We start from the raw sequence: 26,966 nt of genomic DNA, 5'->3' as shown, positions 1-26,966 counted from the left end.
ATTAGGCACGCCGCCAGCGTTCATCCTGAGCCAGGATCAAACTCTCCAATAAGTGTTTGATTGGCTTCATAAAAAATCGTTTGTTTCTTTCCCAATCAATTAAGAAAGAAACCGAATTGACTTCAGGCTATTTTGTTTAGTTTTCAAGGTTCGAAATGTTCTTCGTCATTTATTGTCGCCTCAAAACAGCGACTTTATAAATATAACAAAAATGAAACTCAAAGTCAACAGCTTTTGTTAATTTTTTATTTCATTTTTTGTTTCGTTGCCGGCTCTTGTTGCGACAACGTTTAATAATTTATCATGGTTTTTCGATGTGCGCAACTGTTTTATTGAAATAAATTTTTTCTGAAAATTACCCAGCATAAACACGCTCTTTCTTTTAAACTAAATCACGTTATAATCACTACTTGTTCGCACCTTACCAGCAAGTGTGTTCATCAAAAAACCAGCCGATCCTTTATTAAAGGATGACTGGTTCCCGACATTCGTTCTCTTACCAGATTCTTATCTCTTCCCCTAATCTTGTTTCTTCTACTTCCCCGTTCGGCTTTAAAGAATAATTGACCCATCCCACATAGTGGTTTTCGTTCTTCTTCGCTTGTTGTTCTGTCCATCCACCTGCAGTGCTTAACCATTGGCCTGTTTCATCACCAGGAGGTGTACCTGGTTTCGGATGACTTGATCCATTCGAAGCAATCACTTCGCAGCCACTTACATATAGAAATTCGACCGGGAATTGACTAGATGCTACTCGACACCCTGTAAAAATCACCTTGCAAGATGAACAAAAGGTAATTTTCCCTTGCTGTACAAGTTGCGCAAAATCATTCATATATCTTGCATCTGCATCATCGTATATACTCGGTTGCGAATAAAAACCAGCAACATCTATTCCACCTAACTTTACACCCCCACGGTTACCACCTGGAATATAGGGCCACGCATGTGAGAATATATATAATCGTTCAATACAGTTTTCTCCACCTCGAGATGCGTTGACCAAATGAGTAAGCAGTTCTTTCCCTGACCCCCATTGTTTCGTATTCGATGCTCCTACCGCTCTTGTGCCCCACGCTTTGAACGCTCCCTCATCCGTCCCTCTAGCTGCAAGCGCTAATGCAATCTTCGCCATTTTTATCCCCCTTGAAATTGAACTGATATAGCTTATGCGAGCATCTGTCGTTGTTGCATTTTCAAGGCAATGGCTTTCCCAAAAGGTTTCTTATAAGTACAATTCTCCGCCCGGTCTATTGATGTGACTGTATATACTCGATTGTATTCACAGATCGCGTTATTTTAATTTGAATCAAAATGAAAAAAGCCACTTACCAATCGGCAAGTGGCAATCATCCATATTATTCAGAGCGTTTTCTCATTTGAGGGAAAAGCAATACATCACGAATGGATGGAGAATTTGTGAGCAACATAACAATTCTGTCGATTCCAATTCCTAAACCGCCTGTTGGCGGTAAGCCGTATTCTAATGACTCAAGGAAGTCTTCATCCATATAATGCGCTTCATCGTTTCCTGCTTCCCGTTCTTTTAATTGGGACTCAAAACGTTCGCGCTGGTCAATTGGATCATTTAATTCAGAGAATGCGTTTGCGTGTTCACGACCTACGATGAATAATTCAAAACGATCGGTAAACCGCTCATCTTCAGTATTCTTTTTGGCCAATGGCGAAATTTCAACTGGATGACCGTAAATAAATGTTGGTTGAATTAAGTGTTCTTCAACTTTTTGTTCAAAGAACTCATTAACAATATGACCAAACGTCATATGCTTCTCAATTTCAACTCCATGCTCTTCAGCTAACTGACGAGCTTGTTCATCAGTCATTTTTTCAAAGAAGTCTACACCTGTATATTCTTTGATTGCATCGACAATATGCCATCTTTTCCAAGAAGGTGCTAAGTCAACTTCATATTCCCCATATTGAACTTTCGTTGACCCTAATACTTCTTGAGCGATGTGAGCAATCAACTCTTCGGTAAGGTCCATAATATCGTTGTAGTCCGCATACGCTTCATACAATTCAATCATCGTAAATTCCGGATTATGTCTTGTAGAAACACCTTCGTTTCTGAACACACGGCCGATTTCATACACTTTTTCGAGCCCACCAACAATTAGTCGTTTTAAATGAAGTTCAATTGCGATTCGCATATACAACGGCATATCTAGCGCATTGTGGTGCGTTTCAAACGGTCTAGCAGAAGCACCTCCTGGAATGGAATGCATCATCGGTGTCTCTACTTCTAAAAATCCTTGTCCATCTAAATAACGACGCATCGCTTGGATAATCTTACTCCGTAAAATGAATGTTTCTTTACTTTCATGGTTTGTAATTAGATCCAAATAACGTTGACGGTAGCGTTGTTCAACATCTTTCAAGCCGTGGAACTTCTCAGGTAATGGACGCAGCGACTTTGTTAACAATTCGAATGTAGTAGCCTTTACGGAAAGTTCGCCAACGTTTGTTTTAAACATAACACCAGTTACTCCGACAATGTCTCCTAGATCAGCGGATTTAAAAAGCTCATATGCTTCTTCCCCGACTTCATCTTTTCTGACATAAAGCTGAATTTGTCCATCCACATCTTGAATATGGGCAAAGCCTGCCTTCCCTTTACCTCGTTTCGTCATAATTCTACCTGCGATTGTAACTTCAGTTTCCGCTTCTTTCTCAGCCAATTCCTCTTTCGTAAATTGATCAAAAGCTTCTTTTAATTGATTGGTCAAGTGGGTACGCTCAAATTTATCGCCGAATCCACTGATTCCTTTTTCTTCTAACCCTCTCAATTTCTCTAGGCGGGTTTTCATTTGGTCATTCAATTCTTCAGACACTTGCTTCACCTCATATATGTTAGTTGTTTAACTTGATCTATTTTTGCAGATTCATCTGCATTGTTCTATAAACTGTTTAACATTCATCGTAAATCACAAGGTTCCAACAAAAAACAATCTACTTATTAATGAAAACTGCCTACAACAAGCAGTGAAGGCAGTTTCTCAATGGTGACATTCATTACAGGAAGTGGCTCGTTCATCGAAACACTTCTCTTTCTCACAATATAATGGTCATCGCTTCCACATAAGTTGATTCGTTTACTTACTTTATCATTCACTTTGATGCCTTTCAAGCACCAGAGTGAACGCTCTCGATTGTTCTGACTTTAGTCGGTTTGTCGTTTTCTCACATCCGCTAAGTCTTCTTGTGAAAGTTTACTGACGTACTCCCTTACTTGTTTGCCTCCAATTTCAATAGACGCGTCTATTTCAGCTAATGGCACTAATACAAATGCTCGTTCCTTCATTCGTGGATGAGGGATTGTCAGTTGCTCCGTTTTTACAGTTTCATTTCCATATATTAATAGATCTAAGTCGATTGTTCGCGGACCATTTTTTATTGTTCTTCTTCGCCCTAATGATTGTTCGATGGATTGACAAGCAGTCAACAATTCTTCGGGTGTATAAACCGTCTCGACTTCAACAACCATATTCAAAAAATAATCTTGATCGGTGTATCCGACAGGGGCGGTTTCATAAACAGAAGATTGATGAATCATCTTTATAGATGTATCAGCTTCCAATTTCCTTAACGCTTCGTTTAAATAATGATTCTTCGGTGGGATATTGGCACCTAACGCTATAAATACTCTAGGCTTCATAATCGCTTCTCTTTCGTGTGACTTCAACACCGACGGATTGATAATAACCGGGGATTGGTGGACCTGGTTTATCTATATAAACTGAAATGACATCCAATAAAGAAAAGGACTCGAACATCGACTGGGCAATGGACTCAGCGAGTGATTCCAGCAAATTATGTGCTTTTCCTTCCATAATGTCTTTGGTTACTTCATAAACCTGGCCATAATCAATGCTGTCTTCCATTTGGTCGGTTTGTCCGGCTTTGCGGAAGTTACCCATTAGTTCTACGTCAACGGAAAATCGCTGACCTAATTTGTTTTCTTCCGGAAATAGGCCGTGATAGCCGTAAAACATCATTTGGTTCACCTTAATTTTATCCAAATGAAACGCCTCCTTTGCCAAGCATTGCATCCATCATTTGAACGGCCCGATTGACTTCTTTCACATCATGCACCCGGACGATCTCAACACCTTGTTGAATGCCAGAACAAACAGTTGCAATCGTACCCTCTAACCGCTCTTCTACAGGTAAATCAAGTACTTTTCCGATCATTGACTTTCGTGACGTACCGAGTAAAATTGGATAACCCATCGCTTTCAATTCACTTAACCGGCGCATTACTAATAGATTTTGTTCAAGTGTCTTTCCGAAACCAATCCCTGGATCGATAATAATTTTATCTTCTGAAACGCCATTTTTCTTCGCAATTTCTATACTTTCACTCAAGCTTTTTTTCATATCTTCAATGATGTCATCATAAATAGGTTCATCTTGATTATGCATTAAAACGATTGGTGCATTGAACGATTTGGCTACAGCAGTAATTTCCGGGTCAGCTTTTGCTCCCCAAACATCGTTTATAATCGTTGCACCCGCTTGAAGGGCGTTTTCTGCTGTTTTTGCTTTAAACGTATCAATGGAGATCGGTGTGTCAATTGTTTCTGCCAACCGCTCAATCACCGGTACAACGCGTTCACTTTCTTCTTCGCAGGGTACGGGATCATGACCAGGTCGCGTTGATTCACCGCCAATATCGATTATTCCAGCTCCATCAGCAACTAGGCTTTTAGCGCGCTCAACGGCGTCATCTAACCGATTGAACTTGCCACCGTCTGAAAAAGAATCAGGTGTCACATTCAAAATCCCCATAATCGTTGTTTTTTTGTTGAAATCAATGCGGGATTGACTATTAATCGTTAGAGATTTCATCGCTCAACCTCCCTGAAGACTTTATATCTCTTTCTCATGAAAACTTAAGATGATTTTAATGCCGCTAATTCTTCAACGGTTAAATGGTAGCGTTCGTTACAGAAGTGGCAAGTTGCTTCTGCTCCACCGTCTTCCTCAATCATCTCATCGATTTCTTCATCGCCTAATCCGCGGATTGAATTTTCTACACGTTCTTTTGAACAATGGCATTGGAAACGAACATCTGATTGCTCATTAATTTTCCAGTCTTCTCCATCGAAAAAGATACTTAAAATGTCTTCCGGGCTTTTTCCTTCTTGAATCATTGTTGAAATCGCTGGAATTTCTCCAACCCGCTTCTCAAGCTTTGTGATGACTTCATCTGAAGCGCCTGGCATTACTTGAATAATGAAACCGCCAGCAGCCAAAATTGAATAATCCGTATCTACTAAAACACCCGCACCGACAGCAGATGGGATTTGCTCGGAATTAACAAAGTAATAGGTGAAATCCTCGCTCACTTCTCCTGACACAATTGGTACCTGGCCTGTAAAGTTATTTTTCAACCCTAAATCTTTCACGATATTTAAGGAACCATTGACTCCTACAGCTCTTTTGACATCCAATTTACCGTGCTCGTTAGATTCAAAATCGACATGCGGGTTCATGACATATCCACGGACTTCTCCTTTTGCATTACTATCTGCAATGATTGCACCAAGGGGTCCATCACCTTCTAGCTTGACGGTAAGCTTATCTTCATTTTTCAACATCCAGCCCATCATAGCGGATATAGTCACAGTTCTACCAAGCGCTGCCGATGCTGTTGGCCACGTGTCTAACCGTGAACAATTTTCCTGCACGGTATTCGTCGAGCGAATCGCAAACGCTCGTACAGATCCTTCAAATGCTGTTGCACGAATCATATAATCCTTCATATATCATCAATCCTTTGTATTGTTTTGATAAATTTCATATAAGCCTTTTAATGTTAATGAGTCATCGACATGATCAATCGTTCGAGAACCTTTTCCGATTAGTTTAGCCAAACCGCCCGTTGCTATAACGGTTGGTTCTGTACCGGCTTCTTCTTTCATTCGACGCACAAGCTCATCCACTTGGCCAACATAGCCGTAAAATACACCCGATTGCATAGCTCCTACAGTTGATGTGCCAATTACAGTATCAGGACGTGAAATTTCAATTCTCGGAAGCTTTGCTGCCTTCGTGTAAAGTGCTTCAGTCGAAATTTTTATTCCCGGGGAAATAAGTCCTCCGCTGTATTCTGCGTTTTCATTGATATAACAAAATGTCGTTGCCGTTCCAAAATCGACAATGATTAACGGAGCACCGTATTCTTTAATCCCTCCGATTGCATTAACAATTCGGTCTGCCCCGACTTCCTGTGGCTGAGGGTAATTCATTTTCAATTCTGTTTTAACGGAGCTCTCACCGACAACCAATGCTTTTGTTTTAAAATACTTCTTACTCATATTTTCTAATGCAAACATTGCCGGTGGAACAACGGACGAAATAATGACACCTTTGAAGTCACTGAAATAAAGTCCGTGGTGTCGTAATAATGCTTTTATGTTCATGGCATATTCATCTTCAGTTTTAAAACGATCTGTTTTAATTCTCCATTGATAGATTAGCTTGTCATCTTCGAACGCACCAAGCACAGTATTCGTGTTTCCGACATCTAAAACAAAGATCATAAATTCAACCCATTTCTGTCTGGTTTTTGTTTCTAAGCAAGTTTTGGGGAGGCTGGGACATAATCTTTAAAGTTAACACAGAAACGAACATCCTAATTCAGTGTAGTGGAAATACCCGCTTCGGAAATATACTCCGCTTTTCGCGGGCAGCTGTTGAGCCTCCTCGTGCTTCGCACTGCGGGGTCTCACCTAGGCTTTTGCTCCAGCAGAAGTCTACGTATATTTCCTACGCTAAGTTGGATTGTTATTCGTGTTTCTTAGTTTATAACCTTGATTTGTCTCAGCCTCTCCTTATTCACACCATAAACGTTGTGTAAGTTGTCTTCGAAGAGGTTCATATTTTCCTTTTGCCGATTTTGAAGTATCTCAATCTCTTTTTCGAATTTTGGTGTCGCTGATATTTTTACGGTATCGTAAAACTCATACATTTCGTTTTAATCGTGCTGAAGACCTCTCGCCCTATCTTGCGTGTTTTTTATGTCTCATCTAACACTTAGTTGGTCCAGGCGAGGAGCGTCGGCGGTGACGCCTGCGGGTCAACTAAGATCGGTCACGTCCTGTGACCAACGTTGACACTAGCCCGTCCTGGCCGTCGGAAAAGCGCAAGCTGTGCCCGGCGGTATAGAAGACACTGCGATTTATCGCAGATGTCGCCTTATGCCCTGTGGGTACAAGCACCCACCGTAAGTGTATCGCCTGATACCAACGGCCATAATCAAAACTATGCTAAGTTGTGTATTTACTCTAACAAATACTTTAGAGCCTGGTTTTTCACCGTAAATCATATCACAATTGGCAACATGATGTGTAACAAGAGTTCTTCATTTTACAAATTTTTGTGCGTTCAATGAAAAAGCGAAACACCAATCAGATGATTAGTGTTTCGCTATTATATACGCTCTTGTTATTCTTTACGATTTGAATCATCTTGGCTATCTTCTGGCTTGTTCGAATCACTTTCTTCCGTGTCTTTCGAATCAACAACCGAAGAATCACTCTCTTGACGATTAATGTTTACTTTCACATCTGATTGACCTTCTCGATTTTCCATTTGCTCTGAGGTCGTATCAGATTCGTCTTCTTTATACTCAGCCTTCGTATTGTCAATTTCATTTAATTGCTCTTCGACATTCTCTTCTTCCTCTTTTGGCTCAGGGAGCTTTCCGTGATAGAAGAGGCCATCGATTTGTTCTGCATCTAAAGTTTCAACCTCTAGTAATGTTTGAGCAATTAACTCAAGCTGTTCTTTATGCTTTGTAATGATCTCTTTAGCTCGTTCATAACAAGTATTAATGATATGTTGAATTTCTAAGTCAATTTCATAAGCGATTTTATCACTATAATTCGGTTCGTTTTGTAGGTCGCGACCTAAGAATACTTGACCGCCACCAGAGCTACCGAACTGAAGTGGACCTAATTTTTCACTCATACCAAACTCTGTAACCATACGTCTGGCAATATTCGTTGCTCGTTGGAAGTCGTTATGTGCACCCGTACTTGCTTCATTAAACATAACTTCTTCAGCAACGCGTCCGCCAAGCAATCCAGTAATTTTATCCAATAACTCTGGTTTTGTTTGGAAGTAACGATCTTCCCTAGGAAGCATAACGGCATATCCGCCTGCCTGGCCACGAGGAACAATCGTTACTTTGTGTACCATATCTGCATCGTTCAACACAACACCGATTACTGTATGGCCACTTTCGTGATAAGCGACGATGTTTTTCTCTTTTTTAGAGATGACACGGCTCTTCTTCGCTGGTCCTGCAATCACACGGTCAATCGCTTCATCGACGTGTGACATATTAATCATCTTCGCATCTTCACGAGCTGCAACAAGTGCTGCTTCGTTTAACAAGTTTTCTAAATCGGCACCTGAGAATCCAGGTGTACGCATAGCAATTGTTTTCAAGCTAACGTCTTTCGCAAGTGGCTTGTCTTTCGCATGAACACCAAGCACTTCTTGACGACCTTTGACGTCTGGCGCATTGACAGGAATCTGTCTGTCAAAACGACCTGGACGAAGCAATGCTGGGTCAAGGATGTCCGGACGGTTAGTAGCCGCCATGATGATAATTCCTTCGTTCACACCAAAGCCATCCATCTCAACAAGAAGTTGGTTCAATGTTTGTTCACGCTCATCATGTCCACCACCGACACCTGCGCCACGTTGACGGCCGACAGCATCGATTTCATCTATGAAAATGATACAAGGTGCGTTTTTCTTCGCGTTTTCAAACAAATCACGAACGCGCGATGCACCAACACCGACAAACATCTCTACGAAATCAGAACCACTGATGGAGAAGAACGGTACGCCCGCTTCACCAGCAACAGCTTTCGCAAGGAGTGTTTTACCGGTACCAGGAGGTCCAACGAGTAGAACACCTTTCGGAATACGTGCACCAAGGGCAGAGAACTTACGCGGATCCTTCAAGAATTCAACCACTTCAACAAGCTCTTGTTTCTCTTCATCTGCACCGGCAACATCGGTAAATCTCGTTTTCTTCTTTTCTTCGGTATACATTTTCGCTTTACTTTTACCGAAGTTCATCATTTTACCGCCGCCGCCTTGCATTTGGCTAAGCAAGAAGAAGAAGAGAATGAAGATAATGATGAAAGGAATGAGCGTCGTCAAAACACGAGCCCACGCACTTGGTTCTTCAGCTGGTTTTATTTTCAAGTCACTTTGCTGCTTTGCTTCTGTGACAATCGAATTAATAATCTCATCATTTGCTGGAATTTCAGCAACGAAACTTTGTGTACCTTCATCTCCCGTGTATTCACCACGGACTTCATAAGCAAAATTCGTATATTGCAAGGTCATTTCTTTTACTTGACCTTCTTCTAACACTTCAGTGAATTGGTTATAATTCAATTGTTCTGTCTCTGGCGCAGGGTTATTAAACATACTGACAATCGTGATCAGAACCAAGAATATAACCAAATAAAATATGGTATTACGGAACACCCGACTCATTACTTACCTCCTCCTAAAGCACAAAACTAAACTCATACTATCACAAATTTTTTTGCTCACTCAACTATAAGGTCTTGACTTTTTTCCAAATCATTAAGATGTGGATCAATTTGCCAACTATAGCTTGTTCTACGACGATTCAACTCATTCTATGAGTAAATTTCCGGTTTCAACACACCGATATAAGGAAGATTTCTATATTTCTCTTCGAAATCTAACCCGTAACCGACAACAAATGCATCTGGCACTTCAAAACCAACTAAATCAGCCGAAACATCCGCTTTGCGACCACTCGGTTTGTCCAACAAGGTTACAATCGTGATCGACTTTGCTCCTCGGTGTTTAAATAGATCTACTAAATAACCGAGTGTCAAACCGCTATCAATAATATCTTCAATGATTAATAAGTCACGGCCTTTGACTTGCGTGTTTAAATCTTTTACGATTCGAACTTCTCCGCTGGATTCCATGCCACCGCCGTAGCTTGAAACGTCCATGAAATCCATTTCCACATGTGTGTTCACATTTTTCAATAAATCGCTCATGAACGGCATGGCACCTTTTAAGACGCCGATCGCTAACGGGAACTTGCCTTCAAACTGCTTCGTAATGGTTTGCCCCAGTTCCTTTGTTTGTTTCTGAATTTCATCTTCTGTAAACAATATTTCCTCGATCTCATTATGCATGGATGGTCCTCCTAATCTTCGTTGGTCCTTCAATTTTTCTTTTGATGGTTCACACGAATCACAACATAGGAAGTCACTTGATCACTAAGTGTACCCAACTCACTTCGGGCCAATAAAGGAAGCCAAAGGATTTCTCCATCTCCGTTCACGACTATTGGCCATGAGTCCCGGTCATTGGCTGGTATTTTTTTATCGATAAATATATCCTTCACTTTTTTACTACCCGCTAATCCTAAAATTCGAATTCGATCACCGGGTTTCCGTGTACGAATGTGTAAAGGAAATTCGATCAGCCGTCGATCACAAACAAAAACATTTGCATTCGTTAATTCGCTCGTATTCGCTTCTGTTTCCTCGACGGTCACTGACCAACCGTTCGGTAAGTGTCGTGTATCATTTAACTGAATTTCTTCAGAAAATGATGAATTGAACCTCTCGTTCTTTTGTATTACACATTGTCCATAGCTTTTAATCCAACTATAGTCTTTTTGAAAAGAATATGTAGCATTCGGCTTTTCAGCTTGAATCCATTCCAAAAAATCAAAAAAATAATCTTTTTTTCCTATCGGAACTTGAAGATAGTTTAATATTAGATGAAACCCTCTTCTTTGTAAAGGTAAAGGAAGCGCCAGAAAACCATCTATTGAAAACGTCACTTTTTGTTCATAAAACTGAGTGAAATCACACATTTTTTCTTCAGACAGCTCATCCAAAATCGCATCTTCATCACGCTGGATTTCAGCCACTCGTTGTACACCTTCCAGAAACTTAGGATTTTCGTCTTTAAAAAATGGCAACACATATTTCCGAAATCGATTTCGAGTGTATGTATCTTCTTCATTGGAAGGATCTCGATGATAAGGGATTTCCTTTTCATTCGCATACGAAATCAACGCTTGTTTACTGACGCACAGAAAAGGTCGGATTAGTTGGATACCTCCAAATTGCCCGTGAACAGGAATTCCTTTTGGCCGGACACCTTTTGCAAGTTGCATGAACATCGTTTCTGCCTGATCATCGGCATGATGTGCAGTAACCAGCTTGGTCTTTTCCTTTCCTTGCATTTGTTGCTGAAAAAAATCGTATCTGAGTGTCCTTGCCGCTTCCTGCGTACCTATTTGATGGACCCTTTGATATGCTTTTACATTTACTTTCCCTTCGATGAAAGGGATATCTCGTTTTGCGGCTTCTTTTTTAACCAACTCAACATCTTGCCGTGAGTCTTCTCCACGGAGTTGATGATCGACAGTAATGACGTACAGTTCCAGCGACCACGCATCCTTGATTCGATAAAAAAAATCAAGCATGGCCATTGAATCTGGTCCGCCTGAAACCGCCAAATACAACGTATCATGTTGTTGAAACAATTGATGCTTTTGATTAAACGTCAAAATAGTTTGTAAAAGCATTCGCCCGCACTCCGTTTTTCATCATCTACATTCATTCCAGTATATCACCACTGTTCAACTAGATTCAACGAATGCTTTCGTTAAAACCAATAATATAAGCCGGCCAATAACGAGAATTGAACGAATAACAGCGAACCGATTCCGACCAACTCTTTTTTCATCGTCTGTTTGGCTGGGTGGAGGTGCTGAATGTTTGGCTTACTGGTTGTTTTTTTCGTTAAAGAAGCCTTCTTTTTTCTTCCGACATTTCTTTGTCCGTTCAATTTTAAACGATCCAAATCTTTTTTCATTTCCATCGCTTGTTGATATTGACCTTGTACGGCCTTTTTTAAAATGGTGTGATACGGCTGTACGGTTTGGCTCTGATTGATTAACTTCACTAGATCTCGTTGATTCGTAGCCATACGTTTAAACATAGGGTCAAGTTGAAGGATACAGATGGCTACTGCAAATAAGTCGTAAGCAGGGTCGGCTTTTCGTTCGCCCATTTGCCAATAGCCTCGGTCATAATGACTTGTATATTCACGAACAGATCTCCCTAGCTGTGTCACTCCACCAAAATCAACGAGCCTTACTTGCTTCGTCTGCCGGTCAATCAATAAGTTTTCTAACTTTAAATCACCAAAAATATAGCCGGCGAGATGAAGATGATGCAACTGAAAAAGTAGCTGCTTGATTACGATTGCAAGGTGAGAAGCTTTACTTGGGTGGTACCAGTCTTTGATACGTACGCCATCTACGTATTCCATCACATAAAAAGAATAGTGTGTTTGCCGATAAGTAAAATCATCGACGTCGATTAAAAAAGGCCCAAGCTGTACGCCCTGGACCTTTTTCATGAGTCGAAGAATTTTTGCCTCTCGTGTAATGACAAATGGATCCTTACTGATTTTCAACGCATTCAGTCCTTGATTCCCTTTGACAAGGTAAATGGACCCTCTTGCACCCTCACCAATTTGCCGTATGACTTTATAGGTCTGCCTATGCCATTTGCCAACAATCTTCGTACCGTTAGCTAGATGAACGGTAGGATGAATCGATGATGTCATAATGTGGTTCCTCTCCAATCACTTCTTCGTCGAACATCTTCACCGCTTCCTTCAACGCTGCCCCAGTCGGTGTAATCCCACCTGTTGCAAGCTTCGGAAATACTTTTGCGATTTCTGCTCCTTCATTTGTCCATGAAAGCAGTCTCTTCGTAATTTGTCTACGAGTCGGAAAATGATAGATAGAAAAATAGTAGCCACCCAAACGTGACCTTAAACTAATAACTAAATCATTTAAAGATTCTCGTACCGCTGACATTTTATGCTGCATACTCGCACTTGTATCGATCAAAATTAATACTTGCAAGTCGACCGTCTCACCTAAATCCTCAACGATTTCGTGGACTTCTTCCTTTGTCTCCGGTGATAGTTCTTCCTCATTCACTTCTTTTCCGAAAATATCCTTTAATTCTTTTGAAACATAACTTTGAATCGTTTGTGTGATGGCCTGTTGGGTAACCATCTGGACAGTTTCTGATAGCTCTTCAGCATAAACGATTCGACTGACACCATTTCCCGCTTCTGCGATGTCATTCACTTCGGTCAACCCGGTTGGATCTTCCGTTTGGTCATCTTCCAACACGCCAATGACATTCACGGAGATTCCTTGCTTTGCAATATGTTCACTCACACGAACCGGGTCTTCCCCTTGGTTTGAACAACCATCTGTGATTAATAGAATTTGCCGAATGGTTCCTTTACTCATTGCCGATCGCCTCCTCTATTTTTATCTCCATTCTTAACCTATCCAGTAGCTTTTATACGATGGAGAGATAAAATATTTATGTTTCATTACATGCCGACAAACGCAGTAAAGGAAGCCCACTTCGGTTTGCTTTTATCAATCTTTGCAACAAGGATTGTCATATCATCGATAATTTGTCCGTAATTACTTCGAACCACTTCTTCCAATAATAAATCGGCTATTTCTTGAGGTTGCTTCGTTTCCATTTGTTTAAGTTTGCGTTTCAGCCATGCTTCTCTATTTTCCGCCCGATCCGTTGATTCCAAAATCCCATCGCTAGCCATGACGAGAATATCTCCGTCTTTCAAATCTTCCCTCACTGGTTCCACATCGAATTCTTCCAAAATTCCAATTGGTAGATTTCCTGACTCAACCGGATAAATCGACCCGCCACGAAGGATATAGCTTACGGTCGCTCCAATTTTCAAGAAATTGACGTAAGGTTGTTGCAAGTCGACAATTGCTAAATCTAATGTCGCATAAATTTCATCCGATGTTCGCAATGAAAGAATTGAGTTGATCGATTGAATAGCTACCTCTTCGCTAATGCCAGAATTTAAAATCTGTTGCAAGAGCCGTAATGTTTCTGAGCTTTCTTGATAAGCCCGTTCACCATTCCCCATGCCATCACTAATTGCTAAAGCATACCGGCTTTTCCCTAATTCTTTAATCATGTAACTGTCGCCTGATAGGAAATTTCCATTCTTCGCAGCATGCGAGATGCCTGTCGTTAGTTGAAACTTTCGAATGGAACTTAGGTGGAACGTCCGGTATCCATTTCGACCACCGAATGTCTCTTCTTTTTCGACTACAACTGTCTCTCCCAATAAATCGGATAAATAAGGGGCAATCAACTTCTCCGCTTCTCCGTGGTAATCATGGAAATAAGCAGTCACTTCAATATCAATATTTCCTTTATGGATTGAATATAGCTCAAGTCGCTCTAATAAAATATTCATTTGACCAAGCACACGTCGGATTTCTTCTTCATGCCACGAATATTCTTCTCGTTCCTTCATCATTTCTTTTGCGAAATTATTCATGACTTCCGAGACACCATTCAATTGCTCTGAAACAAACTTTCTACTTTCCTTTACCTGTTGCTTCAATCGTTTGTTTGCATGGTAATAGGAAAGCTCGTAACGCATTTGATCCGTCATTTGTTCCGGTTTCACACAAAATTTTCGTAACTTACCAATGTTGAAATTCGTCCGTGATGTATCTTTTTCTTCAACCGAATGAATCATGTCGCGCAACACAGGGTATGTACGGTCGAAATTTTGTACCCAACAGGAATGCTTTTTCAAGCATGATTGACATGTGTTTTCAGTGACCCTGCTTAAATATTCATCCACTTCCGCCTGACTCTCCAGTTGCTTCCCTTCTTGCTCAATCGATGCGAAACTATGCGACAATGCTTGAAACGTTTCTGAAAAACGTTCCACTCGCTCTGCTGTCACATGGCGAATTTTTTCTGCGTATTGATCTTGACTCTCCTTCTCTTCATTGGTCCCTGGAACGAATCCAGCAATCTTTTTCAATAATCCTTTTGGTGTGAGCAAGAAGAGTCCTGTCGCAATCGATGCTTCGATTACGAGCTGTTCAAACTGAATCACTTCAATATTGTAAAAGCCGATTAAAAGAACAGCGAGAAATAATCCGAATGCCGATAACAATCGATGCATATCTTTTAGTAAGCCGACCATCAACCCAGCAAGTGCCAACAAGCTGACATGGTATAAATCCATCATATTGACGAAGCTCAACATCAATCCAACGATGACACCAACGGCAGCACCGACAGTGGCACCAGATATATAAGCTCCCATTAAAATAAAATAACTGGCGCCGATCACTTCCAACTGCAAATCATAAAACTGAATACCTGCCAACCCTGTTAAAATGGCTGTTACAAAAATAACCAAGCATACGAGCTCTTCAACCTTTAACTTTTTCGTCGATACTTGAATCGTTAAAAATGGATAAGATTGAAGAAAAATCATAACTAAAAATGATGCTAGTAAAGCCTCAATAAAAATAATTGCACCATTATACAAGGTTAATGAATCGACAAGGGCCATCACAGACGTTCGAGCAGTCACCGAACTTAAAAAAATCGTGAAGATCATCGGATAGATCATCTTTGTGATTTTGGTTAATAAATGCTTATAACATAGAAATAACAGCATGCCTGTACCTAATACATAAAAAGTTTGCTCCAAGTTCACGGTCCAAGCACCGAGGGCCAAAGAAAGATAAACCCTAAACGCAAGTGACTTCTTGGCGACAATGGTTGCACCTAAAAAGGCTATAGCAAACGGGGATACACTGGATAAAACAATAGCTCGTCCGAGTAAAAAGCCAATTAAGTAAAATAACCATCCTCGACTCAAGAAGCTACTGACCCATTGAGTTTTTAGTGAGCGAAAAGTTTGAGATATCCTCCCGATTCTCGAATCAACTATTACTTCACCGATCTTCATTGAATCCATATACGTTATTCCCCCTCCTGTGTACACTATCTAACCACAGACCGGGGGAAGTTTTTTGTCATAAAAACAAAGGGACAACAAAAAATCATTCGACGAATCAAGGGAAATTTATCTAATGATTCTACAAGAACTGATGGAATTAATAAATTTTGTTACGAATTTTTGTAGATAGGATACAGAAAGTCGTCGATTGACGAAAGCAAAACCAATTTACGGTTAATTTGTGGATTGAAAAGCTATACGAAATTTCTTCTGAGGGAGAATTCTATGACTGAATCGGATCCTGACGGTATTGTAAAGTTGTCTAGAGCTACTCTCGATGACATTTCCATATGCGAACGACGGCATTTATGTATCGAGAGCTATTCTCGATGACATTTTCACATGCGAAAGACGGCGTTTCGGTGTCGAGAGTCCTTCTCGATGACATTTCCACATGTGGAGGAGACCGTTTCGGTGTCGAGAGCACTTTTCGTTGACATTTTCACATGCGGATGACGGCGTTTCGGTATCGAGAGCACTTCTCGTTGACATTTTCACATGCGGATGACGGCGTTTCGGTATCGAGAGGCCTTCTCGATGACATTTTCACATGCGGACGACGGCGTTTCGGTATCGAGAGCCGTTCTCGTTGACATTTTCACATGCGGAGGACGGCGTTGCGGTAGCGAGAGGCCTTCTCGTTGACATTTCCACATGCGGAAGACGACGTTTCGGTATCGAGAGGCCTTCTCGATGACATTTTCACATGCGGACGACGGCGTTTCGGTATCGAGAGGCCTTCTCGTTGACATTTTCACATACGGACGACGGCGTTTCGGTATCGAGAGCTATTCTCGATGACATTTTCACATGCGAAAGACGGCGTTTCGGTGTCGAGAGTCCTTCTCGATGACATTTCCACATGCGGAACAAGACATTTATGTATCGAGAGCTATTCTCGATGACATTTTCACATGAAGAGAAGCGTATTCGGGTAGCGAGAACACTCAAGGGATTGAACTCGGTATAAGTAGCGATAGAATTTAAATAAATAGAAAAATTAATTTTCGACAAAGTTATTGACAGGAGCAGGGAACCTGTTGTACCATAATTTTTGTGTCTAAGAGACATATTTCAATAAACGGCGGCGTAGCTCAGCTGGCGAGAGCGTACGGTTCATACCCGTGAGGTCGTGGGTTCGATCCCCTCCGCCGCTATAAAAAGGGATCGGTTTTCTGATCGCAAACCGGTCTCTTTTTCTTTACATAAGGCCCGTTGGTCAAGTGGTTAAGACACCGCCCTTTCACGGCGGTAACACGGGTTCGAATCCCGTACGGGTCATCATTTCATAAGTACGTAAAAAGTTGGAGAGAAGCTTTTAAGTTTCTCTCCAACTTTTTTTATAAATAAAAACCTGTTCATCTTATCGGTGAACAGGTTGAGCGATCATATATTGAATGACATTCTTAATATAATCATCATAGACAGCAATTATCCCCGCTTAGCACCTCGACCTCCACGACGAGACTCCGTGTGTTTTTTTAGTGAGGCGAGTTTGTCTTCGCTATCCTTCAAGAATTTGTTCATTTTGGATTCGAAGCTTTCTACTCGTTTGCGTGGTTGCGGACGGTTATATTTCTCATTAGCTTTCTTGATGGATAAGCCAATTTTACCGTTCTTCTCTACATTTAATACTTTTACAGTGACTTCATCACCGACAGAAAGGTGTTCGTTAATATCTTTTACATAACGATCAGCGACCTCACTGATATGAACCAACCCTGTTGATCCTTCTGGTAGCTCTACAAAAGCTCCGAAATTCGTAATGCGGGTTACTTTACCGCTTAGCTTGCTGCCTACTTCGACTGACATAAAAAAAATGCTCCTCCTTAAGAATTTAAAAGTATATTCTAATACATTATATATATCCGGTTCAAAAAGTGTCAATAAGAAGGCTCTTCATCTGGTAATTTAAAGATGATTTCACCGTCTTTTGAGAAAAAGTAATCTTTTCTGGCAATCTGGAGTAAATAATCAATATCACTCAGTTTTTCCACTTCTTCTTTCAATGCTTGGTTTCTATTCGTATATTGTTCCATCTGCTCATTGAGCTGCTCGTATTCTGTTTGCTTTTCTTGCATTTGAGCACGTTGTTGAAAATGATAGGTTGTCATTAAGCCACCAATAAGTAAAAAAAGGACGACAAAAGCAATTAGACGACGAAAGAGAAGTGTTTTTTCGCGTGATTTTTGCGCCATTTGTTTTTCCTGTTGTTTCGCATACGTTGAATTTATTTTTGCGATATTGTTTCGCTTACGTTCTTTTCTTCTCCCCACGTTATCTGTCGCCTCCTATCTTTTCATCATTGCTTTGATGCGGAATAATAGCTTATCTTTTATTCTACTACATTTTGTAAGAAAAGAAAGTCCACTTCGCTTGATTTTTTCTGGAATTAGTGGTCCTACGAGCCACCAAACCATTTTACCGATCAAACCGATGACTTTTTGAAGGATGTGTAAAATGAAAACAATCAAAGTGAATACTTGTAAAAGAATCCAAATGATTGGTTGAAAAACGATTCGATTGAGAATTCTCAAAACCATCCCGACAAAGCCTTTTACAAGACGTACCAACTTGTCCAATAACCACAAATACCAATTTTGCAGCAGGGCATAATAAACCGAGATGCCAAGTGCAACAGCTAGAAATAAATAAAACTTCAGGATTCCACCATTAATTTGATATAAGAAGTAAAAGAGGACACAAGCTTCCGTTAAAAAGAATACGATGTCAACGCCGATTTGCCGCCAAAAAGAGGCGGGCCGGAATAATTGCTTGTACGTATCAAATGTAAGTGCTGCTTGAATGCCACCCGCAACCATTACGGCCATCGATAAAAACTGTACGCTTAGCGTCATTTGAATAGCTTACCTAATAAGCTCTTTGATTGTTTTTGATCGTCATCGATGTAACTGAATGATGCAATCCTACCTTGAATCGTTAGAAGCCCTTGTTCGACGTTTAAATTTTTCATATGCAAGTTGTGGCCTTGAATGACGAGATAACCCTGAGTTGTTTTTAATAGAAACTCTTCCGTATCAAAACTATCAACATCTTCTACACCTTGAACTTCCAGCTTTCTACGATTGACTAGCTTTAATTCGTGATCCTTTTGTTGGCTTCTTCCTTGGTTATACGTTGGTTTTTCATAAGACATGTCCTTTCCCTCCTATCAATACAAAATATGAGGGAAATCTATAAAACATGCCTATAATCTATTCTTCACTGTTAATTCTTTCTTCATTGATAACAGAGTATAAATTTTCTGCCTGTTCTTTGTTGACTTGTTCCCGCAAATCTTCTATTTTAATCGTTAATTTTTTTTGAGCAAAATGAATCGTCAGCTCATCTCCTACTTGAAGGTTTGATGATGCCTTTGCTGGTTGACCGTTCACTTGAATTCTACCTTTACCGGCGATTTCTTTGGCGACTGTTCGTCTTTTAATAATTCGTGATAACTTTAAAAATTTATCTAAACGCATGTTATTCCTCTCCTTTTCGTAACACTTTCGCTTGGTTCCAATAGTTTTCCATATCTTCTAAAGATAAGTCTGTCAGTTCAATCCCGTTCCCTTTTGCGACGGATTCAATGTATTGAAAACGATTTTTGAATTTTTGACTCGTTCGATGAAGCGCGATTTCCGGATCGATTGAAAGCAGCCGTGCAACATTCACCAATGAAAACAATACATCGCCGAATTCTAGCTCAATTTCGTTTGTATCTTCTTTCTCGATTACTTCTTGTAATTCCTTTATTTCTTCTGCAACTTTTTCAAAGGCAAGCGTTGCATCGCCCCAGTCAAACCCGACTTTAGATGCTTTTTTCTGCATTTCTTGAGCGTAAAGTAAACGGGGTAACGCCTCTGAGATACCTTCCAATAAAGTCTCTTTTTTCGCTTTCCCTTTATTTTTGATTGCTTCCCAATTGGACGTAACTTCATCTGCTGAATCAACTTCGACATCGCCGAATACATGTGGATGTCGTTCGATCATTTTTTCGGTGATTGAACGGATGACATCGTCAACAGAGAAAAATCCATTGTCTTCCCCAATTTGACTATGTAGCATGACTTGAAGCAACACATCGCCAAGTTCTTCTGCTATATGGTCGTCATCTTCTTCCTGTATCGCGTCAATCACCTCGTAAACCTCTTCAATCAAATACGGACGAAGCGACTCGTGCGTCTGTTTTCGATCCCACGGACAACCGTCTGGTCCACGGAGTGTTGCGATGACTTCTCTTAAGTGGTCAAACGTATGTGTTAATGCATCACTGGATTGTGGCGCAACATATAAAGTCGTTAAATCACTAAAAGTTCCTTCACGATCGAGCTCATATAAAGGTAATGTCGTAACCTTTTCATCTTTACTTCCTGCAGCGTCGACGATTGTCACCGGATAACCTTCCGGCAAATCTTCCATTAATGTCAGCTTAATATCTGAAGCGACAAATGAATCATACACTTGTGCAATTAATAAGTGATTCGTAAATTGAATGGAAGACCGTTTTAATGCTGTTCCGTCTAATAATTGAAAGCCCTCGATTGGATCAATTTTCAATGCATTAAAGAGTGGATCTAAAAAACTTTGTCCACCGTGAAACTTGATTTGAAGATAATCGTCTTCATGCTCTAATAGTAATTGAACCGTTCGCTCTGCAACAAATGGATGTCCAGGCAATGCATAAACAAGATCCTGCTGTTGCGCAGCTTCGACTAATTGTTTCGTGATGTCGCGATATACATCTTCAAATTGTTCATGTTTTTCATAAACGTTATCAAAACTTCTAAACGTCACACCCTCTTCTTCTAACTCTTTAATGACAGGGTGTTGATTCGTTCGAACAAAGACTTCCTTTTCAAGGTTTGTTAAAAACCGATATATCCCTAAAGGTAATTGGTCAAGCGTTCCTGCCCCTAGACCGATCACGTGAATCGTTTGACTCATTCTGTTCACCTGCTTTTTTTCAGTATGTTTTGGAGAAAATCTTTAGGAAAAAGCTTCATTGCCCATGTCATCATGAATACGACGATGACACCGACAAGACTTAATACGATTGTTGGTATAATTAAAAATAACCGTGTGGCGTCGATAGAAAACAGCTGTGCTACGAAAACAACAACGACATACATGAACCCGATTGTGACGATTGCTTTCATATAAAATAACAAGTCTAGATGTATCCCTGATCGCTTCATCCAAATCCAATAAAAAATGAAGGCTAACGTTGCCGCTGAAAGGATTGAAGCGATGCTTGCGCCAAGTATGCCATAGATTGGAATCAACCAAAAGTTACAAGCGATTTTCACCGCAAACATGAATACAATCCATTTAAATTGCTGTTGTTTATAACCAATACTTTGCAATAAAACGGAAAATGTAATAATTAAAGACAATAAAAAAACGAGAAGCATTAACCACTGAATAGCCGTTGTTCCTTGCTGATCCAAATAAAATAACGGATTCAAAAACGGCATAATCGCAATTAACCCAGCCGCTGCCGCTAAAGAGAAAAGAAAAGTCATTTGGACCGCTTGCTCCGCTTCTCCCTGCTTTCGTTTTGATTGTATACTAGGAATTAAAGCAAATGCGAGGGAAGAACCGAATACTAACCCTAATTGAATCATTGGATTACCACGATCAAAGATACCCTTTTGTACTTTAGATTCTTCAAAAGACCATCCATACTCCTGAAGAAGTGGAATCATTGTCATCACGTCGACAGCTTGGAAAATCAAGTGAAGAACATACGTTAAACTGTAAATGAATACACCAGCAAAGAACCATTTAGCTGTTTGCCTAAACGGTATGTTATTTGGCGGTACCTCCACGGAGTTCTTCCGCCGAAGAAACTTAATCCCTAAATAGATCACTGCAACAAACGAGCCGATGATCGTTGCCAATGCGGCAAGCGCCCCGAGTTCATACAGTGACCGATCCGTTGAAACGACGTAAAATGTAGTGCCAATAATCAAGATGACGCGCACAAATTGCTCGACCACTTGTGAAATGCCGACCAAATGTGTCTCTTCATAGCTTTGAAAATAGCCCCGTAATAGTGAAATCATTGGGAGAAGCAAAAACATAAAACTGCTCATTCGAATCGGTTCTGTCAGTTGTATATCGCCTATCATGTTTGCCCAAGTTTGCGCAAATAAATAAATGACCAACCATGCTAAAATCCCCAGTCCTGTCAGCAAATAAAAGATTCGGGTAAACAATTGCCGTGACGTCTGGTTTTCTGAAAACTGCTGTGTGACTGCACTTGGAATACCATACAGCGATAGGATAATGGCCAATGAGAGTAAAGGATAAATTTGCTGATACACATATAACCCTTCGTCTCCAGCAATATTTTGTAAAGGAACACGATAAACCATGCCTAAAAACCGACTGATTAATCCCGTGATCGTAAGGATGATTGCGCCCTTCACCCATTTATTTGTATCACTCATAAATAATTCACTTCCAACGATAATTCAATCTTTTAAACGAGTCTTCTTTAACTTTATCATAGTTTGGAGTATTTTAGCTGGTGGTCATGTGTACCTACGCGGTTATTTGAATGGTTAGCGCAATGCTTTGAACGGATAGCATACTGATTTGAACGGTCGGCTCATTCCTTTGAACGGTCATATGCATTTTTTGAACGCTTAGCCCACCGCTTTGAACGGTCACGCACGTTATTTGAACAGTTAGCCCGACGCTTTGAACAGTCAGCACAGTTCCTAAAGAGATCATGTTTCAGGCATGCAAAAAGCCTACCGGACTCTTTCCAGCAGGCTTTCATGAAGTCTATTCCATTTGACGGCCAAGGAAGCTGGCGGCTGTTTGACAAAGCTTGATCTCCACATCGGTGACAGAATCTTTATCCGAAAATAAGACGACACTTCCGACAGGGTCACCATTGGAGATGATCGGCTGAATTAAATACGATGCTACTTTCTCTTCAATGCCATCGACGATTTCCAATGTGTATTCGTTCTTTTCTATAACCGCTTCCCGATCTTCCATTGCTTTTTCGATTAGTTGTCCAATATTTTTGTTCAAATACTCTTTTTTACTTACGCCCGCTGTAGCAATAAATTCATCCCGATCTGCGATGAGTATTTTTTGTCCAACTGCTTCAAAAAGCGATTGTACATATTCATCAGCGAATTCACTAAGCTCATTAATCGGAGAGTATTTTTTTAAAATAACTTCCCCTTCTCGGGCAACAAAAATCTCGAGAGGGTCGCCTTCTCGAATTCTCAATGTTCGCCTAATCTCTTTCGGTACAACAACTCGTCCGAGATCATCAATACGGCGTACAATTCCTGTTGCTTTCATCTTCGAATCCCCACTTTCTTTGATGTACTTGCATGGGTGAAGCCTTGCTAAAGGATCCTGGCTAAATCACCTGCTAGTAATTGTTAGTATAAATCAGTGGCGATGAACTATTCATTGTTTGAAGAAATTTTTGCCTGATGAAGCTTAGAAAGGAAATCTTCAAGCTGATCGTGACGAATTGCTTTATTATGTCTGGAGAACTGGAACACAATTTTCAACTGTCGGCCTTCTGTACCGAGTTGGATCATTCGTCCATATTCGTTGGCCAATTCAAATAGCTTTGCGCCATCGATTTGTTGGCTTTGTTCAGCTTCCATAAGACATTCAATTTTTTGTTTTGACTCATGAATCGATTCAATTTTGTTCTCTTTTCCATATAAACGTATTCTTGAAATTTGCAGTAAGTTTCCAACTTCATCTGGATACTCACCGAAGCGATCTAACAATTCCTCGTTCAAATCGTACGTTTCTTGAATTGACTCCAACGCTTGAATCCGTTTGTACATTTGAATTTTTTGGCCTTCATCTTGAATATAAGATTCAGGAATATAAGCGTCTAGATCAAGACCGATTTCAACTTCAAATGGTTTTGCTTCTTCATAAGTAATCCCTTGTTGTTTCGCTCGAACTGCATCATTCAACATTTGTGAGTATAAATCGAACCCGACGGAATCAATAAAGCCATGTTGCTCCGTTCCTAAAAGGTTTCCGGCACCGCGAATGGATAAGTCACGCATAGCAATTTTAAATCCACTACCAAGTTCGGTAAATTCTTTGATCGCTTCCAGTCGTTTTTCAGCGATTTCAGACAACACTTTATTTTGTTGATAGGTAAAATAAGCATAAGCTAATCGGTTCGAACGGCCGACGCGTCCACGGATTTGATAAAGCTGGCTTAAGCCCATTTTATCCGCATCATTTACAATTAACGTATTCACATTCGGTATATCCACACCCGTTTCAATAATGGTTGTACTGACTAGCACATCCGCTTCTCCTTCTAAAAACTCCAACATGATATTTTCCAACTGTCGTTCGTTCATTTGACCATGAGCATAGACCACGCGCGCATCCTCAACGAGTTCATTAATTTGCGCGGCGACCCGATCGATCATATCGACTCGATTATATAGGAAAAACACTTGGCCGCCTCTTGCCAATTCACGCTCAATGGCATCACGAATGAGTAGTGGATTATATTCCACGACATAGGTTTGAATTGGAAAACGATTTTCCGGTGGCGTTTCAATGACAGAAAGATCTCGGACGCCAACCATCGACATGTGTAATGTTCTTGGAATGGGTGTCGCTGTCAACGTTAATACATCAACATTCGATTTCAGTTGTTTAATTCGCTCTTTGTGCTTCACGCCGAAGCGTTGTTCTTCATCGACAATTAATAGACCAAGATCTTTAAAGACAACATCTTTAGATAAAACACGATGCGTTCCGATAACGACATCAATCAACCCTTTTCGGAGCTGATCGATTGTTTCTTTTTGTTGCTTCGGTGTTCTAAAGCGACTAAGCAACCCGACATTTACGCCGAATTCTTGAAAACGTTCTTGAAATGTATCGAAATGCTGCTGTGCCAATATAGTCGTCGGAACCAACACAGCTGCTTGCTTTCCTTCCACAATCGCTTTAAAAACTGCCCGGATAGCAACTTCTGTCTTCCCGTAACCAACATCCCCACATAGTAGGCGATCCATCGGTTGCGGTTTTTCCATGTCCGTCTTAATCTCTTCGATACAACGAAGCTGATCTTCCGTTTCTTGATACGGGAAAGCCATTTCAAAGTCTTTCTGCATTTCCGTATCTGGACCGTACTGATGACCCCGAGCCGATTCACGCTCAGCATAAAGCTTGATTAAATCGTCAGCAATATCTTCAACGGAGGATTTAACCCGTGACTTGACCTTCTTCCACTCGCTTCCCCCAAGTCGATATAACTTTGGCTCTTTACCTTCTGAAGCGACATATTTCTGAACTTGATCGATTTGATCAGGTGGAACAAAGAGCTTATCATTCCCTGAATACCGCACGACCATATAATCTTTATGAAGTCCGTTGACCTCCAGCGTTTCAATGCCAAGGTACTTTCCGATCCCGTGACTCGTGTGAACGATGTAATCGCCTTTATTTAATTCTTGATAGCTTTTAATTCGCTCCGCATTGGAGATTTTTTGGCGTCTACGTTTTTTCGGTTTTTTCTTTTTAAATAGTTCTTCTTCCGTTAAGACAGCTAGCTTGTACGCAGGCATCTCAAAGCCTTCGTTCAAGTCGCCTTGCAAGACAACAGGCTCTTCCATTGGAACACTAATTGGGCGGACGCCTTTTCTCGCAGCAATGTCGTAATCATCAAGCACGCGAAGAACACGGTCGACTCGCTCTTCGTCCACCGCATAAATGACTACTGAAAACCCAGCCTTACTCCAACGTTCCATCTCACTTTTCAACAGATTCATCTGACCGTGGAACTGCTGCATTTGGCGACTGGAAATATTCACTAAGTTATCGGGCTTCGTGTTCGGTATATGTCGTAAAAACAACGAAAGATAAATGCGTTGATGGTCAATCTTCTCGAACACTTCGTCCCATGTAAACGAAAATGTTAAATCTTCTACAATCATCCGTTGATCGAGCAGATCTGTGTGCCAAGTAGCTTCTTCACGGTCTAATCGTTCCGCAACCTCCGTGATTCGGCTCATTTCATCGAATATAAACAAGCTGTTCTTCGGAAAATAATCTACTAAACTATGAACATCCTCGTAGAGCAATGATAAATACTGATAGATTCCATCAAACGGCTGTCCTTCTTTTAACCGCTCTATATCATGAGATAACTGCTCATTCAATTGCTGCTTCTCTTGGTCGGAATGAATGTTTTTCAATGACTTTTGTAAAAGCTTTTCTAGCTTTTCGCCTGCTTTTTTCATTTGTTCTTCCGAAAAAATCCACTCTTCCGTCGCCGTGATTTCAATTTGATCCAACTCTTCGATTGAACGTTGCGAACCAACATCGAAATACCGTATCGACTCAACTTCGTCATCGAACCATTCAACCCGTATAGGGTAAACGTTTGTCAAAGGATAGATATCAATAATACCTCCGCGCTTACTTGCTTCTCCTGGAGCAGATACCATATCCGACACTTTATAACCCATCGTTACGAGACGCGCCATCGTATCGTCTAATGAATACTCTTTTCCTGTTTCGATGGTAAGAGACAAGTCACCTGCCATTTCTTTTGGCGGCATGAGTCGCTTCAACCCCGCAATAGGAACGATGAAAATCCCGTTTTCGTTCTCCTGCCAACGATTTTTCGCCTCAATCCGCTGCGATTTCAACTCAGGGGAGGCAGTCATAATCTCAGCGGGCAGCATTTCATTGATAGGATATAAATACAATTGATCTGGATTTTCCATCAACCCTAGCAGATCTTCGTATAACTGTTGCGCTTGACTCAATTGATGTGTGACGACGACTACCGGCCGATTCGTCGACTCATGGGACATAACCATTAAGAAGTTGCGTAATGAGTTTGTTAATCCAGAAACAAGCTGTTCCTGCATTTCACCCTTAATCCCATTGATAATATGTACAAAATCGTTTTGTAAGCTTAAATAATCTTTTAAACCTTTCATCTGCTCTCCCCCTAGATTGATACG

General features: G+C 40.7%; 24 protein-coding genes and 2 tRNA genes. 2 read left to right on the top strand and 24 right to left on the bottom strand.

The window, feature by feature from the left end; translation table 11 throughout:
- Positions 1 to 496 precede the first annotated feature (496 nt).
- From KC820_RS09245 to spoIIE, 14 genes are all read right to left on the bottom strand, one after another.
- Positions 497 to 1,135, bottom strand: coding sequence for a hypothetical protein (locus KC820_RS09245; protein ID WP_212370436.1), 639 nt, complete (start codon positions 1,133 to 1,135; stop codon positions 497 to 499).
- A 223-nt stretch (positions 1,136 to 1,358) separates the two neighbouring features.
- Positions 1,359 to 2,852, bottom strand: coding sequence for a lysine--tRNA ligase (gene lysS, locus KC820_RS09240; RefSeq protein WP_377862677.1), 1,494 nt, complete (start codon positions 2,850 to 2,852; stop codon positions 1,359 to 1,361).
- Positions 2,853 to 2,977: 125 nt separating this feature from the next.
- Entirely contained in the window at positions 2,978 to 3,133 is a 156-nt protein-coding gene (locus tag KC820_RS09235; RefSeq protein ID WP_212370434.1) for a hypothetical protein, read from the bottom strand.
- A gap of 48 nt (positions 3,134 to 3,181) precedes the next feature.
- A complete protein-coding gene (gene folK, locus KC820_RS09230; RefSeq protein ID WP_212370432.1) occupies positions 3,182 to 3,676 on the bottom strand; it encodes a 2-amino-4-hydroxy-6-hydroxymethyldihydropteridine diphosphokinase in 495 nt (164 codons plus the stop codon).
- Positions 3,666 to 4,040: a dihydroneopterin aldolase gene (folB, locus tag KC820_RS09225; protein ID WP_212370430.1), complete on the bottom strand. Its 375-nt coding sequence runs from the start codon at positions 4,038 to 4,040 to the stop codon at positions 3,666 to 3,668. The genes folK and folB overlap by 11 nt, the downstream gene beginning before the upstream one ends.
- Positions 4,033 to 4,869, bottom strand: coding sequence for a dihydropteroate synthase (gene folP / locus KC820_RS09220; RefSeq protein WP_212370428.1), 837 nt, complete (start codon positions 4,867 to 4,869; stop codon positions 4,033 to 4,035). The genes folB and folP overlap by 8 nt, the downstream gene beginning before the upstream one ends.
- Before the next feature lie 44 nt (positions 4,870 to 4,913).
- Positions 4,914 to 5,786 (bottom strand): Hsp33 family molecular chaperone HslO, encoded by an 873-nt coding sequence (gene hslO / locus KC820_RS09215; protein WP_212370426.1) that lies wholly within the window; start codon positions 5,784 to 5,786, stop codon positions 4,914 to 4,916.
- A gap of 6 nt (positions 5,787 to 5,792) precedes the next feature.
- Positions 5,793 to 6,566 carry a type III pantothenate kinase gene (locus KC820_RS09210; RefSeq protein WP_144089594.1) on the bottom strand — a complete coding sequence of 258 codons (774 nt, stop codon included), beginning with the start codon at positions 6,564 to 6,566 and terminating at the stop codon, positions 5,793 to 5,795.
- Positions 6,567 to 7,470: 904 nt separating this feature from the next.
- Positions 7,471 to 9,546 (bottom strand): ATP-dependent zinc metalloprotease FtsH, encoded by a 2,076-nt coding sequence (ftsH, locus tag KC820_RS09205; protein WP_212370424.1) that lies wholly within the window; start codon positions 9,544 to 9,546, stop codon positions 7,471 to 7,473.
- Between the two features lie 149 nt (positions 9,547 to 9,695).
- The gene (hpt, locus tag KC820_RS09200) at positions 9,696 to 10,232 is read right to left on the bottom strand and encodes a hypoxanthine phosphoribosyltransferase (protein ID WP_144089592.1); all 537 of its coding nucleotides are present in this window, start codon (positions 10,230 to 10,232) and stop codon (positions 9,696 to 9,698) included.
- A 29-nt stretch (positions 10,233 to 10,261) separates the two neighbouring features.
- On the bottom strand, positions 10,262 to 11,641 hold the full coding sequence (gene tilS / locus KC820_RS09195) for a tRNA lysidine(34) synthetase TilS (protein ID WP_212370422.1): 1,380 nt from the start codon (positions 11,639 to 11,641) through the stop codon (positions 10,262 to 10,264).
- An 80-nt stretch (positions 11,642 to 11,721) separates the two neighbouring features.
- Complete coding sequence (locus tag KC820_RS09190; protein WP_212370413.1) at positions 11,722 to 12,690, bottom strand: protein kinase domain-containing protein; 969 nt, start codon at positions 12,688 to 12,690, stop codon at positions 11,722 to 11,724.
- On the bottom strand, positions 12,653 to 13,393 hold the full coding sequence (locus tag KC820_RS09185) for a vWA domain-containing protein (RefSeq protein WP_212370411.1): 741 nt from the start codon (positions 13,391 to 13,393) through the stop codon (positions 12,653 to 12,655). Before KC820_RS09185 ends, KC820_RS09190 begins: the two co-directional genes overlap by 38 nt.
- 86 nt (positions 13,394 to 13,479) lie before the next feature.
- Positions 13,480 to 15,924 carry a stage II sporulation protein E gene (gene spoIIE / locus KC820_RS09180; protein WP_212370409.1) on the bottom strand — a complete coding sequence of 815 codons (2,445 nt, stop codon included), beginning with the start codon at positions 15,922 to 15,924 and terminating at the stop codon, positions 13,480 to 13,482.
- Positions 15,925 to 17,049: 1,125 nt separating this feature from the next.
- Here spoIIE and KC820_RS09175 point away from each other — a divergent pair.
- Both KC820_RS09175 and KC820_RS09170 read left to right on the top strand, forming a co-directional pair.
- A tRNA-Met gene (locus tag KC820_RS09175) sits at positions 17,050 to 17,123 on the top strand.
- Positions 17,124 to 17,175: 52 nt separating this feature from the next.
- A tRNA-Glu gene (locus tag KC820_RS09170) sits at positions 17,176 to 17,247 on the top strand.
- 150 nt (positions 17,248 to 17,397) lie between these two features.
- On the opposite strand, the gene KC820_RS09165 is transcribed toward KC820_RS09170, so the two are convergent.
- From KC820_RS09165 to mfd, 10 genes are all read right to left on the bottom strand, one after another.
- Positions 17,398 to 17,778, bottom strand: a complete 381-nt coding sequence (locus KC820_RS09165; protein WP_212370407.1) for a S1 domain-containing RNA-binding protein — start codon at positions 17,776 to 17,778, stop codon at positions 17,398 to 17,400.
- A 71-nt stretch (positions 17,779 to 17,849) separates the two neighbouring features.
- The gene (locus KC820_RS13395) at positions 17,850 to 18,242 is read right to left on the bottom strand and encodes an FtsB family cell division protein (RefSeq protein ID WP_212370405.1); all 393 of its coding nucleotides are present in this window, start codon (positions 18,240 to 18,242) and stop codon (positions 17,850 to 17,852) included.
- Between the two features lie 15 nt (positions 18,243 to 18,257).
- Positions 18,258 to 18,824, bottom strand: coding sequence for a spore cortex biosynthesis protein YabQ (yabQ, locus tag KC820_RS09155; protein ID WP_212370403.1), 567 nt, complete (start codon positions 18,822 to 18,824; stop codon positions 18,258 to 18,260).
- Positions 18,821 to 19,123, bottom strand: a complete 303-nt coding sequence (gene yabP / locus KC820_RS09150) for a sporulation protein YabP (protein ID WP_212370401.1) — start codon at positions 19,121 to 19,123, stop codon at positions 18,821 to 18,823. The genes yabQ and yabP overlap by 4 nt, the downstream gene beginning before the upstream one ends.
- Positions 19,124 to 19,181: 58 nt before the next feature.
- On the bottom strand, positions 19,182 to 19,448 hold the full coding sequence (locus tag KC820_RS09145) for an RNA-binding S4 domain-containing protein (protein WP_212370399.1): 267 nt from the start codon (positions 19,446 to 19,448) through the stop codon (positions 19,182 to 19,184).
- A 1-nt stretch (position 19,449) separates the two neighbouring features.
- Positions 19,450 to 20,913: a bifunctional methyltransferase/pyrophosphohydrolase YabN gene (gene yabN, locus KC820_RS09140; RefSeq protein WP_212370397.1), complete on the bottom strand. Its 1,464-nt coding sequence runs from the start codon at positions 20,911 to 20,913 to the stop codon at positions 19,450 to 19,452.
- A gap of 5 nt (positions 20,914 to 20,918) precedes the next feature.
- A complete protein-coding gene (locus KC820_RS09135) occupies positions 20,919 to 22,421 on the bottom strand; it encodes a polysaccharide biosynthesis protein (RefSeq protein ID WP_212370395.1) in 1,503 nt (500 codons plus the stop codon).
- 94 nt (positions 22,422 to 22,515) lie between these two features.
- Positions 22,516 to 22,707, bottom strand: a complete 192-nt coding sequence (locus KC820_RS09130) for a hypothetical protein (protein WP_212370393.1) — start codon at positions 22,705 to 22,707, stop codon at positions 22,516 to 22,518.
- Positions 22,708 to 22,761: 54 nt separating this feature from the next.
- Positions 22,762 to 23,295: a stage V sporulation protein T gene (gene spoVT / locus KC820_RS09125; protein WP_212370390.1), complete on the bottom strand. Its 534-nt coding sequence runs from the start codon at positions 23,293 to 23,295 to the stop codon at positions 22,762 to 22,764.
- Positions 23,296 to 23,402: 107 nt separating this feature from the next.
- Positions 23,403 to 26,942, bottom strand: a complete 3,540-nt coding sequence (gene mfd, locus KC820_RS09120) for a transcription-repair coupling factor (protein WP_212370388.1) — start codon at positions 26,940 to 26,942, stop codon at positions 23,403 to 23,405.
- Positions 26,943 to 26,966: the final 24 nt, after the last annotated feature.

The sequence above is a fragment of the Allobacillus saliphilus genome (assembly GCF_018138385.1).
Taxonomy (GTDB): Bacteria; Bacillota; Bacilli; order Bacillales; family Alkalibacillaceae; genus Allobacillus; species Allobacillus saliphilus.
The sequence above is the reverse complement of the archived record's forward strand: the minus strand, read 5'-3'. Positions and strand labels throughout refer to the sequence as shown.

Coding starts and splice junctions, on each gene's coding strand:
- KC820_RS09135 (WP_212370395.1), bottom strand. CDS start 22,421: ATGAGTGATACAAATAAATGGGTGAAGGGCGCAATCATCCTTACGATC.
- spoVT (WP_212370390.1), bottom strand. CDS start 23,295: ATGAAAGCAACAGGAATTGTACGCCGTATTGATGATCTCGGACGAGTT.
- mfd (WP_212370388.1), bottom strand. CDS start 26,942: ATGAAAGGTTTAAAAGATTATTTAAGCTTACAAAACGATTTTGTACAT.
- hslO (WP_212370426.1), bottom strand. CDS start 5,786: ATGAAGGATTATATGATTCGTGCAACAGCATTTGAAGGATCTGTACGA.
- ftsH (WP_212370424.1), bottom strand. CDS start 9,546: ATGAGTCGGGTGTTCCGTAATACCATATTTTATTTGGTTATATTCTTG.
- yabP (WP_212370401.1), bottom strand. CDS start 19,123: ATGTCTTATGAAAAACCAACGTATAACCAAGGAAGAAGCCAACAAAAG.
- KC820_RS09130 (WP_212370393.1), bottom strand. CDS start 22,707: ATGATCTCTTTAGGAACTGTGCTGACTGTTCAAAGCGTCGGGCTAACT.
- KC820_RS09210 (WP_144089594.1), bottom strand. CDS start 6,566: ATGATCTTTGTTTTAGATGTCGGAAACACGAATACTGTGCTTGGTGCG.
- yabQ (WP_212370403.1), bottom strand. CDS start 18,824: ATGACGCTAAGCGTACAGTTTTTATCGATGGCCGTAATGGTTGCGGGT.
- tilS (WP_212370422.1), bottom strand. CDS start 11,641: ATGCTTTTACAAACTATTTTGACGTTTAATCAAAAGCATCAATTGTTT.
- yabN (WP_212370397.1), bottom strand. CDS start 20,913: ATGAGTCAAACGATTCACGTGATCGGTCTAGGGGCAGGAACGCTTGAC.
- KC820_RS09190 (WP_212370413.1), bottom strand. CDS start 12,690: ATGACATCATCGATTCATCCTACCGTTCATCTAGCTAACGGTACGAAG.
- folP (WP_212370428.1), bottom strand. CDS start 4,869: ATGAAATCTCTAACGATTAATAGTCAATCCCGCATTGATTTCAACAAA.
- KC820_RS09165 (WP_212370407.1), bottom strand. CDS start 17,778: ATGTCAGTCGAAGTAGGCAGCAAGCTAAGCGGTAAAGTAACCCGCATT.
- KC820_RS09245 (WP_212370436.1), bottom strand. CDS start 1,135: ATGGCGAAGATTGCATTAGCGCTTGCAGCTAGAGGGACGGATGAGGGA.
- KC820_RS09145 (WP_212370399.1), bottom strand. CDS start 19,448: ATGCGTTTAGATAAATTTTTAAAGTTATCACGAATTATTAAAAGACGA.
- spoIIE (WP_212370409.1), bottom strand. CDS start 15,924: ATGGATTCAATGAAGATCGGTGAAGTAATAGTTGATTCGAGAATCGGG.
- hpt (WP_144089592.1), bottom strand. CDS start 10,232: ATGCATAATGAGATCGAGGAAATATTGTTTACAGAAGATGAAATTCAG.
- KC820_RS09185 (WP_212370411.1), bottom strand. CDS start 13,393: ATGAGTAAAGGAACCATTCGGCAAATTCTATTAATCACAGATGGTTGT.
- folK (WP_212370432.1), bottom strand. CDS start 3,676: ATGAAGCCTAGAGTATTTATAGCGTTAGGTGCCAATATCCCACCGAAG.